10 protein-coding genes are annotated in these 13,451 nt (G+C 32.9%); all 10 read right to left on the reverse strand.

The features are described 5' to 3' along the window. Positions 1 to 43: 43 nt before the first annotated feature. The 10 genes from ACPX19_RS03055 to ACPX19_RS03100 all read right to left on the reverse strand — a co-directional run bounded on the left by ACPX19_RS03055 (position 44) and on the right by ACPX19_RS03100 (position 13,338). The gene (locus ACPX19_RS03055) at positions 44 to 769 is read right to left on the reverse strand and encodes an acetolactate decarboxylase (RefSeq protein WP_426431411.1); all 726 of its coding nucleotides are present in this window, start codon (positions 767 to 769) and stop codon (positions 44 to 46) included. A gap of 3 nt (positions 770 to 772) precedes the next feature. Continuing rightward, the gene (locus tag ACPX19_RS03060) at positions 773 to 2,008 is read right to left on the reverse strand and encodes a TolC family protein (protein ID WP_426431412.1); all 1,236 of its coding nucleotides are present in this window, start codon (positions 2,006 to 2,008) and stop codon (positions 773 to 775) included. Next, a complete protein-coding gene (locus tag ACPX19_RS03065; RefSeq protein ID WP_426431413.1) occupies positions 2,005 to 5,712 on the reverse strand; it encodes an efflux RND transporter permease subunit in 3,708 nt (1,235 codons plus the stop codon). The genes ACPX19_RS03060 and ACPX19_RS03065 overlap by 4 nt, the downstream gene beginning before the upstream one ends. A gap of 109 nt (positions 5,713 to 5,821) precedes the next feature. Next, complete coding sequence (locus tag ACPX19_RS03070; RefSeq protein WP_426431414.1) at positions 5,822 to 6,235, reverse strand: HYC_CC_PP family protein; 414 nt, start codon at positions 6,233 to 6,235, stop codon at positions 5,822 to 5,824. Between the two features lie 87 nt (positions 6,236 to 6,322). Further along, a complete protein-coding gene (locus ACPX19_RS03075; protein WP_426431415.1) occupies positions 6,323 to 9,580 on the reverse strand; it encodes an Eco57I restriction-modification methylase domain-containing protein in 3,258 nt (1,085 codons plus the stop codon). A gap of 67 nt (positions 9,581 to 9,647) precedes the next feature. Continuing rightward, positions 9,648 to 10,100, reverse strand: coding sequence for a hypothetical protein (locus ACPX19_RS03080; protein WP_426431416.1), 453 nt, complete (start codon positions 10,098 to 10,100; stop codon positions 9,648 to 9,650). A 53-nt stretch (positions 10,101 to 10,153) separates the two neighbouring features. Further along, positions 10,154 to 10,888, reverse strand: coding sequence for a hypothetical protein (locus ACPX19_RS03085; protein ID WP_426431417.1), 735 nt, complete (start codon positions 10,886 to 10,888; stop codon positions 10,154 to 10,156). 2 nt (positions 10,889 to 10,890) lie between these two features. Continuing rightward, positions 10,891 to 11,562: a hypothetical protein gene (locus tag ACPX19_RS03090; protein ID WP_426431418.1), complete on the reverse strand. Its 672-nt coding sequence runs from the start codon at positions 11,560 to 11,562 to the stop codon at positions 10,891 to 10,893. A gap of 1 nt (position 11,563) precedes the next feature. Continuing rightward, entirely contained in the window at positions 11,564 to 11,848 is a 285-nt protein-coding gene (locus ACPX19_RS03095; protein ID WP_426431419.1) for a helix-turn-helix domain-containing protein, read from the reverse strand. A gap of 185 nt (positions 11,849 to 12,033) precedes the next feature. Continuing rightward, positions 12,034 to 13,338: a site-specific integrase gene (locus tag ACPX19_RS03100; RefSeq protein ID WP_426431420.1), complete on the reverse strand. Its 1,305-nt coding sequence runs from the start codon at positions 13,336 to 13,338 to the stop codon at positions 12,034 to 12,036. Positions 13,339 to 13,451: the final 113 nt, after the last annotated feature.

Genomic DNA, 13,451 nt, shown 5'->3' on the forward strand with positions numbered 1-13,451 from the left:
TTACAGCGATTACAGACCATATTTTTTATAAATAATGTATGTGTCATTGTTTAGGTAATTTTAATGTTACTGCATTATTTATAAACAAGTCATCAATATGACCAGCAACCATGTTATCATCTGTTTTAAAATGCATATGCATATTTGTTGTGTGATGTGTAAAAATGGCTTTGTGTTTTGTTGAATAGAAACCAATAATTTCAACTTCAGTATCATTTAACACATCATTCAAACCCGATTCTTTGTGCTTTTTATGGTTATGGATTGTGTCTCCTTCTTTCCAATCTATCACGTGCCAATCTAATGATGCTATATTGCCTTCAATAAGAAATGGAAACGGTTTATCTATATTAATTTTATTCTCTTTTGCTTTGTTGAGAATAAGAGATTCCAATTCGCTTTTAGTTAGTTTACTGTCAATTTGATAATCAACCCAAACATCAACATTTGCATAAACTAATAAAGATGCATTAATATCATAAGTATCAGAAATAGATAAACTACCATCTAAAACTGAACTATTACTGGGTTTACTATTGAAAATTTGGATTTCACCCTTTAAGTTTTCAACTGCTCCAAGTGCGTAAAAGTTTTTTTGATTTGAAAGACTATCCAAAGCAATAGCAGATTGAATATTGCCTGACATAATAGTTTTTAAAGCTCCAAAATATTTAACATCAATCGCATGTGTACTTTTTTTAGTTTCTTGACAAGAAAGCACAGAGGCTATTATTAAAAAAAGAACTGTTATTTTATTAATACTTTTCATCGCTTAATTGGCTAAATAATTAATTATAGTACTCTGTAAATAATAATTTTTCACTGCTTCAATTTGATTTATTTGAAACTTTAATTGCAATTCCTGAATATCCAAAACATCGTTAAAATTGATTGTTCCGGTTTCATAGCTTTTAATAAGGATTTGCTCTGCATCTTTAGCTTGTTTCAGGTTTTTTGTTGCTGTACTATTGCTTATTCTTGCTGAAATACGGTCATTAATAGCTTTATCCAATACAGTTTTTAAACTGTTTAAACGTTCTTGTTTTTGATAATTGATTTCTTGCTGTTCCAGTTCGTTTTGTTTGGAAATAGATTTGTATTTCTTATTAAAAATGGGAATGGACACCGAAACCATAGGCATTACAATATCTTTACCGTTATCAGAGAAATTCATATCTGGTCTTTCTTCTACATTGATATAATCTAACCCGAAACCAATCATTGGACTGTTTTCTTTTTGATTTAGTAATTCTGATTTTTCTACAGACTGATAGAGTTTATCAAACTTTACTAATTCAGGATGTACCGATAGATTTTCAGTATTGATTTCAAAATCTTCCATAGGAATCGTTAAACTGTCTACCACAGTAACCACAACATCATTTTTCCTATTCAAAAGGTTATTAAAATTGGTTTGTTCTGCTAAAAACTGTTGTTGCAACACATCTTTTAATTGCTGTAAATCGTTTTGTCGCATTTGTAAACGCAAAACATCTACTGCCGATGCTTTACCTACCTCAACAGAAGTCAACGCCATAGTTTCATAGGTTTCCAACAATTTTATATTATCGGTCAAAACTTGCTGTTTTGCTTGGTTTGCATACAAATTGTAATAGGATTGCGATACTGAAGCCATTAGTTTACGTTTGGCAATAACAATATCTTCGTATTTAGCATCTGCAAGTGACGTTACATAGTCTTCACGAGAGTTAATTGTACCAAACCAAGGCAACATTTGTTTTGCTGACACTTTAAACCTTTGTGCACCTGTACGTGTTTCTGGTTCACTAAAAAAATAGCCCACGCCAAATTCAGTATTTGGAATGGTATTGACTTCATTCACTTTTTCTGAAACTCTTTTGTATTGCAACTCGAACTTTTGAATCTCGGGATTATTCTCTAACGCTTCATTAATTAATGTTTCTAATTTTTGAGCGTTTGCAAAAAGACTCAAGAAACAAGAGCCAAGAGTCAAGACGATTTTTATATGTATTGATTTATATTTCATTTTGATGCTCTTTTAAGTTGAACTTCGGCTTTCCAGCTGTACAACACTGGCACTACAAATAAGGTGATTAAAGCGATTAACATTCCGCCAAAACTTGGGATTGCCATAGGAATCATAATATCACTACCTCGTCCTGTTGATGTTAGCACAGGCAAGAGTGCTAAAATGGTTGTTGCTGTAGTCATTAAGCACGGTCTAATACGTTTTTCACCTGCTTCTACAATAGAGGCTCTAATTTCCTTTTTAGTTTCTGGTGCATTTCTATCGAATGTCTGTGTTAAGTAGGTTGCCATTACTACGCCATCATCGGTTGCAATTCCAAAAAGCGCAATGAAGCCCACCCAAACAGCTACACTTAAATTAATAGTGTGCATTTGGAATAAATCACGCAGATTTTCACCAAAGACACTGAAGTTTAAAAACCACGATTGTCCGTATAACCATATCATTAAAAAGCCACCTGCAAACGCTACTGCAATACCTGTAAAAACCATTAATGATGTACCCACCGAACGGAATTGGAAATACAGAATTAAAAAGATAATAGCCAATGCTAAAGGTACAACTATCGATAAGGTTTTTTCGGCGCGCAATTGGTTTTCGTAAGTTCCTGTAAATTGATAGTTAATGCCTTTTGGTACAATTAATTCACCTGCATCAATCTTGCTTTGAATCATTGCCTGCGCATTTTCTACTACATTTACTTCTGCATAACCATCCATTTTATCAAACAACACATAGCCTACTAAAAAGGTATCTTCACTTTTAATCACTTGTGGCCCTTGCTCGTAACGAATGGTTGCCAATTCACTTAAAGGTATAGGACTCCCTTTTTCAACAGGTACATAAATTTGCTGTAAATCGGTTGGGTTAGCTCTTAATTCTCTTGGGTAACGCACACGTACACCGTAACGCTCACGACCTTCCACGGTTTGGGTTAATGACATACCACCAACAGCTACTTTTAATACGTTTTGTACCTCTTCAATACTTACACCATAACGTGCAATCTTTTCTCTGTCAATATCAATAAGCAAATACGGTTTACCGACAATACGGTCTGCAAAAACGGCTTCATCCTTTACACCTTCAGCTTCTTTTAAAATGGTTTCTAATTGTATCCCAAATGCTTCAATTTCTTTTAAATCTTGACCTTTTATTTTGATTCCCATTGGTGCACGCATTCCAGTTTGAAGCATTACCAATCGGGTTTCAATAGGTTGTAGTTTGGGTGCAGAAGTAACCCCTGGTAATTTTGTGACTTTTACAATTTCGTTCCAAATATCGTCTGGTGATCGTATTTCTGGTCGCCAGTTTCGGTAAAACTCGCCATCATCATCTGGGATTAATTGAGACCTTTCGACTGTGCTCAAGGTGACATTTTCAGAGTTATTTGGATTTGCAATAAAACGACCATCTTTTAATTCATACAATCCATCTTCGTTAACCTTATAGCGTTGACGTTCTCCTTTATCATTCAACATATATTCTGGTTTATATTGAATGACATTCTCATACATTGACAATGGTGCAGGATCTAAAGCCGATTCTGTTCTTCCTGCTTTACCAACTACGGCTTCAATCTCTGGAATACTTGCGACTGCCATATCCAATTGCTGCAAAACACGTTTGTTTTCCTCCACACCAGAATGTGGCATTGAGGTAGGCATTAACAGAAAAGAACCCTCGTTTAATGATGGCATAAACTCTTTACCTGTATTCTTCATTATGAAAAAGCCTGCTATGACAATTGCTGTAGGTATGGAAAGAAATAATAATTTATTGTCTAAACACCATCTTAAAATTCGTGTGTAATATTTAATGAATAATGAAAATACACCTAACAAGCCAAAACAAATAATGGCTACAAAAATGAGGTTTAAGAAGATGCTTTCTTTTACTCCTAACGGTCTCCAATATTCTGCTAATAAGAATACGATTGCCGAAGCCGAAATGGTGATATTGGCAAAGTTTACCTGTTTATCTGAAATCTTATTTTGAAGATTGAGAAGTGTTGTAATTCCAAAAGCTATCAAAATTAATCCTAACCAATATCCATAAACTATCGCGGCTATTCCCAATAGTACTAAAACACCATTTAAAGTATATTTAAAATGGGTTTGAATATTCTTTTTTCGGAATAAAAAGGCTGCAAACGGTGGAATTAAAAATAAGGCTACGATTATGGAAGCTGTTAATGCAAATGTTTTTGTGAATGCTAATGGTCTAAATAGTTTTCCTTCTGCACCAATCATTGTAAATACAGGAATGAAACTGATAATGGTTGTCATTACTGCGGTTACGATTGCTCCTGAAACTTCTGCTGTTGCGTTGTAAACGACTGTGTTTATTGGTAATTTGTTTTCGTTTTCGTCTAAATGTCTTATGATGTTTTCTGAAAGAATAACACCTACATCTACCATCGTACCAATAGCAATAGCAATACCTGATAGTGCTACAATATTAGCATCTACACCAAAGAGTTTCATTGCGATGAAAACCATTAACACTGCAACAGGTAATAGCCCTGAAATCAATACGGAAGCGCGAAGATTAAATACCATAATGATAATGACTAAAATGGTAATGAGTATTTCTAAAGTTAAGGCTTCATTGAGTGTGCCTAACGTTTCTTGAATCAATTCTGTACGGTCGTAAAATGGTACAATTGTTACTTGTGATGTTCTACCATCTGCTAATGTTTTTGTAGGTAAACCAGCGCTTAATTCATTAATTTTTTCTTTTACGTTATTAATGACTTCCATTGGGTTAGCTCCATAACGTGCTACTACAACACCACCCACAACTTCTGCTCCTTCTTTATCTAAAATTCCACGTCTTGTTGCAGGACCTAAAGACACTTTTGCCACATCTTTAATTTTGATAGCTGTATAATCTTCTGAAGTGACTACTGCATTTTCGATGTCTGCTATGGACTTCACATAACCCAAACCACGTACCAGATATTCGGCTTGATTGATTTCTAATGTTTGTGCTCCAATATCTCGGTTACTTTCTTTAACCGCTTTTACAATTTGGTTTAACCCGATGTTATATTGACGCATCAATTCGGGATTCACATCCACTTGATATTCCTGTACATATCCACCAATGGATGCTACCTCCGAAACACCACTTGCAGAGGATAAGGCATATTTTACATAGTAGTCTTGTATGCTACGCAATTCGTGTAAATCCCAGCCACCCGTTACATTATCGTTTTCATCACGACCTTCAAGTGTGTACCAAAATATTTGACCTAATCCTGTGGCATCTGGACCCAACGCAGGATTAACACCATCTGGTAATAAACCACTTGGTAAGCTATTGAGTTTTTCGAGAATACGACTTCTACTCCAGTAAAACTCTATATCTTCTTCAAAAATGATATAGATACTTGAAAAGCCAAACATAGATGAGCTACGTATGGTTTTTACTCCAGGAATACCCAACAATGATGTGGTTAATGGATAGGTAATTTGGTCTTCAATATCTTGTGGTGAACGACCATCCCATTTGGTGAACACAATTTGTTGATTTTCCCCTATATCTGGTATGGCATCTACAGCTACAGGATTACTTGGTAAAAAACCTGTATCCCAATTAAAAGGTGCATTTACAGTTCCCCAACCTATAAAAAGGACGAGTAGTAAAACTGCTACGAGTTTGTTTTCTATTAAGAATTTGATGCTTTTGTTTAGCATTGGTTTTGATAATTAAACAGTTAGACATTGGTGATAGGACAACACCGAATACAGCTAATTATCCTTACGACATTGCAGCCATAGGACAATACAGTCTATTGTTTAAAAATCAAATTAAATAGGTCTCGTCAATTTTGTAGATGCGCCTTATGACCAGTGGCGGTTTGTATTCTCTAAAAGAATTAATATCTCCATCATATCCTTCAAAAAGATTGATGTATGTATAAACAAATGAAGTGATTAATACTTGTTGGTCAAAAGAAATTTTGTCAACGGTAAGTTGCAACTCATCTTGACCTTCAATTGATAATTGCTTGTCATCACAACAATTTTTCTTGGTGATTGAACAGCTTTCGGTTGAAGAGTTGCCCATTTCCATTCCGCAGCCTTTGGCTTTTTTGAAGAAAGCTGTTTCTACTAAAGTACCACCACAATAATGCATATTCATAGTAAATGACATTGTAGAGAACAACACTACAAAAGCCATTGTTAAAGCCATTATTATGTGGAATACTTTTTTCATTGCAATCACGAAGTTACGAAATTTTAACAAATGATGGTTTAATTAACAGAAGTTTAGATATTTAAAACCCACGTAATAACCTTATTATTAGCTGTTTTCAACAATTGCAATCTCTTCATCGGTTAAGCCATAGAGTTTATAAACCATTTGGTCTATCTCTTTTTCTGTTTGGGTGATTTGGTTTTGTAGCTCTTGGGCTTTTTTCTTATTGTCTTCAAACAATTCCAACCACTCAAACTCATCTTTTTTGGTGAGTGGTGTACCACCTGCTTTTTTAATGGCTTTGTTTAGTTCTTTAATAAAGTCTGCAAAATCTAACTCGTGCCAGTTTTCGAGTTTTTTATTAATGTCAATGTTCAGTTGACTTAAAATAAATTTTATAAACTTATTATTTTGCTCATAAAAACTTGAATAAATATCCAAAACCTTGGTAACAGCATCATTTAAATTTTGTGATTCATAATTATTGGTTAAGGGTATATTTAAAATATACTGACTTTTCAACCTTAAATAACCCCCTCTTGCTTTTACACAAACAGAATTAAGATATACCTCAATAAGTTTAGAATTTAGAATACCTAAAATACTCTTAGAGTTAGTTGGTAAACCAAAACAAGTCATATCCATTAAAACATCCTTTGCAATAGAGAAATTTACAGAACTAGATATATCGGGATAGACTATATATTCTTGACGAAAAGGAAAATCCAATTTAATTTGCTGGTATTCGTACCATTTTTTAGTTCCTTTTTCTATTCCTTTATCTATTATTGCTCTATTCGATAATTTGTCCTTATTCTTTTCAAGAAAATTTAAAACTTCTTTGTGATTATCGAAATCTTCTATTAAAGTTAAACCTTGATTATTAGATTCTTTATATGGAAACACAGTCTTATTTGCTGTTTCAATTGGGCTATATTTTTTTACCTCCCTACCGACTAAATAATCTTTCAATAAAATAGAGTTTTCAATTTCTTTAGGAACTTCTTCTTTTTTTATTATATATGAAGCGTTTGAACCAGTTTTAATTCCAACTTGAGGTTTTTCAATAATCTCTGATAGTTTTTTATTCTCATCTTCTAATTTTTTCAATATTGAGAACAACTTATTATCAAGGGAACCTGTTGACCAAGAACCTAACCTTTTAAAAATTTCAGATTGATTTACTTCGATTGAATTTTGAAAGTTATTCTGAACTTCTTGATAATTTTCTTCTGAAACTACAAGTAATTTTGATTTGGATTTATTTGAATTTGTTTTTCCCTTGTCAAAAAGTATAATTGAAGGATAAGCAACAATTCCACTAAAAACATCTAAATCTCTGAAATCAATGAATGAGTTTATTTTGCTATTATTCTGTAAATATTCAATTAAAATCTTACCGTATTTTGTTTTGGTGTACTTGCTCGATACAATAAAACCACACTTTCCATTTTCTTTTAAATTCATCAATGATTTTTCAAAGAAGAAAACATATAAATCTGATTTACCCGTAAAAACTTCATATCGCTTCTCAAAGTATTTTTTTGAGTCTGCATCTATAAATTCATTTCTAACATAAGGTGGATTCCCAATCACTACATCAAAGCCACCATTTTTAAAAATTTGAGGAAACTGTTCCTGCCAATTAAAGGCTTTATCGCCTGCTACGGTTTTGCTATCAATTAATGAGTTGCCACATTTAATGTTAGAGCTTAAATCGCTTAATTTTCTTCGTGGTTGTGCAGTTCGTAACCAAAGGGATAGTTTGGCAATTTCTACACTTTCTTCATTAAGGTCTACACCATAAATGTTGTTTTCTAAAATGGTGTTTTCTATATCACTTAATATTAAGCCACCACCCAAGACTTTAGCTTTTAGCTCATCGATATAGCGGTGCTCTTTAATGAGAAAATCCAATGCTTGGTTTAAAAACGCTCCAGAACCACAGGCAGGATCACAAATAGTGATTTGCAATAACCACTCACGGTAACTGTCCAGCACCTCTAACAACTGCTTTTTTGTGTTTTGGTGCGTGCCTTTCTTTACCTCAAAATAGGCTTCTTCCTTAAAGCCTAATGCTTCTTTTTTCTCTTGACAAAGTTTACCAACAGTATTTTCTACAATGTATTTGGTAATGTATTTGGGCGTGTAGAAAACACCATCTTTTTTACGTTTACTTTTTTGCTTATCGAACTCGCCACCTTCAATTTCGGCATTGACGCTTTCAATCTCATTAAGTGAGTTTTCAAAGATGTGCCCTAAAATGTTTACATCCACCTGACTGCTAAAATCGTATTTGGCAAGTTTATAGGTGTGTTTGTACAACAGCTCATCATCTATTTCCAAATTATCGAGAATGGTATCTGGTTTAAACAAACCACCATTGTAGGCATAGATTTCGGCTCTTGAGGTTGTGCCTTTTCTACCTTGGTCGAGAAAATGAAAGTATTGTTTGAACAATCCGTATAATGGGCGTTCGTCACCAAAGTCTATATCGGCTTTCCACTTGTCCAGAATTTGGATGGTTGAGTTTGGTGGTAAGAGGTCTCTATCTTCGGCAAAGAAAATGAACAGAAAACGGTCTATGAGCTTCTGTGATTTTTTGAATAGGGATAGTTTTACGTTTTTTTCAAGGGGTTTGCGTTCGTTACTATCGTCCTCATTATGAGATTGCCGCGCTTCGCTCGCAATGACATTTTGTTTTAGACGTTTGGCATTTCGTTTTACGAGGTCTCTAAACAGTTCTCGCTTAAAAACCGAATAGTCGTTGTAAAACTGTTTGGTAATCTTGTCTTCCTCAACTAAAGAGGCTTCTTTTATGGTTAGCGGTACATGGTTAAGAATATTATCTTTTTGTAAGCACAGGTACATTAAGGCAAATTCTTCTGGTGCTAATTGAAACAGATTAAATTCCAAAAACTCGGTAGCATCATTAATGTAAAACCGCAACTTTTCAAAATTGGATGTGATGACATAGACACAACCTTTTTGGTTGGCTTTATAGTCAAACGCTTGTTTGCGAATGCTTTCTAAGTCTTTGGTATTGGTTCCCTTGAGTTCAATAACGCCGATGGCTTTAGATTCTTTTAAAATTGCTCCATCAGCTTTACCCGATCCCTTTTGGTTTTTAAATTCTGTGGTAATATTAAAATCAGGTTTAGGGTTCAGGGTATAATCCAAAACGTTTACAAACAACTCGTCCAAAAACTTTGCCTGGTATTGTTCTTCTTTAGAATTTTTAATATTCTCCTGAATGGTAACATTATGAAAATACTTAGTGTATTTTTTATAGGCAAGTTCTACAATAGCTGTGTCTTGTTGGGCCAAATATGTTTTAAGTACCGATGTTTGGAATAGTGCCATTTAAACTTTTATCCTCTTTATTTTCTAAAAATAGCAATAAAAAGGAATTTGGTCTTTTAAACCTATTCTAAAAATTATTAGGTAATTTATTAACTCTGGAGAAGATGAGGGAATGTTTTATTTGTCGTAGTTCTTCTTTCAAACTCTCAATATCACCTTTTGTGGCTGGTAAGGATTTTGGAGCAAATAATCTTTTTGCAGCATAGACACCTGCATCTGCTGCCATTGTACCCAAAGCTGCTTCTTTTACTGAATTTGCATTAAGAACATTATGGTTACCCAATTCTTCAATCCGTTTTTCTAATGACTGAACAGCTAATATTAAATCATCATTATTTGTTGTAGTGGGTAGATTTTTAGTATCTGAATGTTCACTTTTTTCATAGTGTCCAGAAATATACTTATAATCGTTTCTCTTATAACTTGCTTTTGTCCTACAACTAGAACTACAATACAAATGGTTGCTTCTCCTCTGAACAAATTGTTGTTGACAATGTTTACAAAACCTTGTTTTTTCCATAATTCTCCATTATTTGTGCTCTAATTCCGTTAAATAAAGTTTTATTTAACGTTTTACATCCTTTTACTTTTACCCCTTATTGTTACATAATTGCACATACCAAAAATTCTATCTGCTACTCTATTATCATAAAAATCTTCTAATTCCAGTAAATTTTCCTTTGGTAACTCCTCAAAACCAGGTACAGGATTCATGGTGAAATGTGTTTTGCAATTATTTCTTTCTCTATTCATAATTATTCTCAGCATCACATTTGTTTTTCCGTAATTGTTAGCAATTTTTTCTGAATGTAAATCATCAAACAGAATTACACCTGTCGAATATTTATTAAAAAATTCCTTTTTGTCATTAGGACATGTTAGTCCTTCGAATTCCTGAACTACATCATCAACAGAAACTGTTTTGAATCTATGTGGTGGGTATTTTTTAAAAATCTCCTCAAAACATTTCATTATTCTAGTTTTGCCAACTCCTACTGGACCCGCAATAAAAAGTCCTTTGTTGTACATCGGCACCACGTCATCTTGAAATAGGTTAGTTGATCTGTAAAAATTTAAATCGTGTAAAAAATAATTGAAAATTACTGCCCAATTATTTTTTAAATATTCATCTGTATAAACGAATTTTACACCAAACAATTTTTCATAAGTATCCATGAAAACATCCCAAAGTTCTTTCTTTGTAAATGGATGATTAATTCTAGAATTAATACTTTTTTGTTTTAGATTCATTCTGATTCTTTCAGAAATTATTCTACAATCGTCGTTATTATTACCTTGGTTTTTCATACCTATCGATTACCTTTTACTTTTTTAGATTCTTTAGACTTAACGACCGCTGATTTGTTGTCTTTTTCCATTTTTACCCATCTCGATAGACGCTTTTCGATTTCAAAAAAACCGTCTTTTTCAAATCGCATTTTTTCTTTACAAGACGAAAGCTCGCTCCAGTAATCATAAAAACCATTTAAAATTTTAAAATCATATTGAGAGTGTTCAAAAACTTGTTTTTTGAATTTTTCACGTCTCACCTCTATTTTTTCTTTATTAGCCTTATTATTGTTATTTCTTTCTTTAGTTGTTGTTAGTTGTTTGTTATTTGATTGTTGATAGCTTGTTACCTGAGTGCTGTTTTGCTTGTTACTGTAGGATTTGGCAGTTTGGTAATTATCATAGTTTACAATGGTTATGAGCGTAAATCTGTTTGTTGGCTTCAATACTATGGCATTACTATCACTAAGTTTAAAAAGTGAAGTTCTTATAGATTGAGCTGAAATCATTAATTCGGATGCTAAATGACCTATTGAAGTAATTAATTGTCCACGCTTTATTAATTTTCCTTGCCATTTTTTGTCTTTGAAATTGGCTTTAATAAGCAGATGTATATAAACTCGAAATACGTTGGGACTTTGATACCACTCCCACTCCATAATATCCCTATGTAGAATAATATGCCCTACCATCTTAAACTTGCTTTACTAGTTTATTAAATATGTCGCATTTCTTATAGTAAACACGATTACCAAGACGGTAGGAAGGAAGGATACCATTTTTACGCCAGTTCCATAGTGCTTGTTTGGAGCATTTTAAGAGCTTCAGAGTTTCTTCAACTGTTAAAAGCTCGTCAGAAAATGCAGGTTTATCTACTTCCTTTGTCTGCTGAGGCATTAACTCTTTAACAATAGAGCGAATACTCTCCTTGAACTCATCAGGCGATAAATTATATATTCTTATTTCTTTGGAATTCATGATGCTCTATTTGATTAATGAACATCACAAATATGAGAGTTTAAAAAATAATGATTTGAGGATTCCTGAGGATTCCTGAGGATTCCTGAGGATTCTAGAGGATTCTAGAGGATTCTAGAGGATTCTAGAGGATTAATTATAATAATTTATGATTATTAGGATTTTATTTAGGAGCTTTACTTGCTTTACTTAAAAAAATCACTTTCTGCAATTTTTATTGCTCTTTCTTGTGGTGTTACCTTTATATATTTATAAAACTCTCGTTCTGTTGAGTGCCCACTTATAGCCATAATATCAATAACTGGCATCTTAGATAAGTACGCATTAGTACAAAATGACCGTCTTGCTGTATGCGATTGAATGAGGCTATATTTAGGCAATGAGTCCATTACAATTTTACCATTTTGCTTCTTTTCTATTGAAATTTTATCATCAATTTTTGCCTTTCGCCCAACCTCCTTAATAAACTCATTAATGTCACCTGCATTTAATTCAGGTAGTGGGTTACCATTATAGCGTTCTTTAAAAATTTTCTTTAGCTTAGGATGTAATGGTACAAATAGCTTTTTACCTGTTTTTCTTTGTTTGAATTCAATGACTTCTGTTCCCTGAAATCTTTTAATCTGTTCTTTTTTAACAGGGTTATAATCAGACACCCTTTGACCTGTATAATATCCAACTAAAAAAATATCTCTAGCTAATTCCCAATCTTTGGCCCCTGATAAGTCAACGTTATAAATGGCCTCTATTTCTTTTTCTGTTAAATATATTGAAACCGTTTCCTCAGATAGAGCTTTAAATTCTCTGTGTTTGTATTTTAAATTTGAATTATAACCATCTTCTGTGGCAGAATTTAAAATAGTCTTTAAGTTTTTTATATGCTTCCCGATGGTATTGGTTTTATAGTTCTTCTGTTCCAAGAATTCAACAAACTCATAGTAGAAATTCAAATCTATAGTATGGAAGTCTAACGAATAACCTAATTCATTATTGAAATCCCTGAGCCTATTAACAGTTTGCTTATAAGATCTTACGGTTACAGGGCTTAGTTTAGTGCTTCTTAAGCCTTTAGACTGATTTTCCTTCCTTAAAATAAAACTATCTGCATATTCAAAGAAAGTCTTTGTTATTGACACATCCTTCTGTTCACCTCTAATGATTTTTTGAAGGAGTGATTTAAGAACTGATTTATTTGTTCGTTCAATCTCCTTGAGTTCAGAAATCTCCTTCATAAATTCAGCCAAGTAATTTACCAAATCCGCATTAACGGTTTCTCTATTTTCAATTGTAGAAATAGCCCTTATTCTTTGGTTTGAACCATCCCAAAATTTTGGGTCTACTTTATAACCTGTAGAAAATTTAATTCTATTTTTTCTTCCAAAACTATAATCCAATATAATTGATGTTTCTTTCTTAGCATTAGGCTCTTTTAACCTGTATTTTGCAGTTCCAGAAGTTGTTTTTATACTATTAATCATTATTAAATTCATATATTAAAAGAGACAACAAAAGGGACAACCAAACGTTGAATTGTTGTTATTCCAAATATAGTCAATTTATTTATTATTTGCTTTTAATTCAACTATAATAAAGGTTTAAAGTA

The organism is Winogradskyella sp. HB-48, from assembly GCF_049942685.1.
Taxonomy (GTDB): Bacteria; Bacteroidota; Bacteroidia; order Flavobacteriales; family Flavobacteriaceae; genus Winogradskyella.

Coding starts and splice junctions, on each gene's coding strand:
- ACPX19_RS03090 (WP_426431418.1), bottom strand. CDS start 11,562: ATGGTAGGGCATATTATTCTACATAGGGATATTATGGAGTGGGAGTGG.
- ACPX19_RS03065 (WP_426431413.1), bottom strand. CDS start 5,712: ATGCTAAACAAAAGCATCAAATTCTTAATAGAAAACAAACTCGTAGCA.
- ACPX19_RS03100 (WP_426431420.1), bottom strand. CDS start 13,338: ATGAATTTAATAATGATTAATAGTATAAAAACAACTTCTGGAACTGCA.
- ACPX19_RS03095 (WP_426431419.1), bottom strand. CDS start 11,848: ATGAATTCCAAAGAAATAAGAATATATAATTTATCGCCTGATGAGTTC.
- ACPX19_RS03055 (WP_426431411.1), bottom strand. CDS start 769: ATGAAAAGTATTAATAAAATAACAGTTCTTTTTTTAATAATAGCCTCT.
- ACPX19_RS03080 (WP_426431416.1), bottom strand. CDS start 10,100: ATGGAAAAAACAAGGTTTTGTAAACATTGTCAACAACAATTTGTTCAG.
- ACPX19_RS03085 (WP_426431417.1), bottom strand. CDS start 10,888: ATGAAAAACCAAGGTAATAATAACGACGATTGTAGAATAATTTCTGAA.
- ACPX19_RS03060 (WP_426431412.1), bottom strand. CDS start 2,008: ATGAAATATAAATCAATACATATAAAAATCGTCTTGACTCTTGGCTCT.
- ACPX19_RS03070 (WP_426431414.1), bottom strand. CDS start 6,235: ATGAAAAAAGTATTCCACATAATAATGGCTTTAACAATGGCTTTTGTA.
- ACPX19_RS03075 (WP_426431415.1), bottom strand. CDS start 9,580: ATGGCACTATTCCAAACATCGGTACTTAAAACATATTTGGCCCAACAA.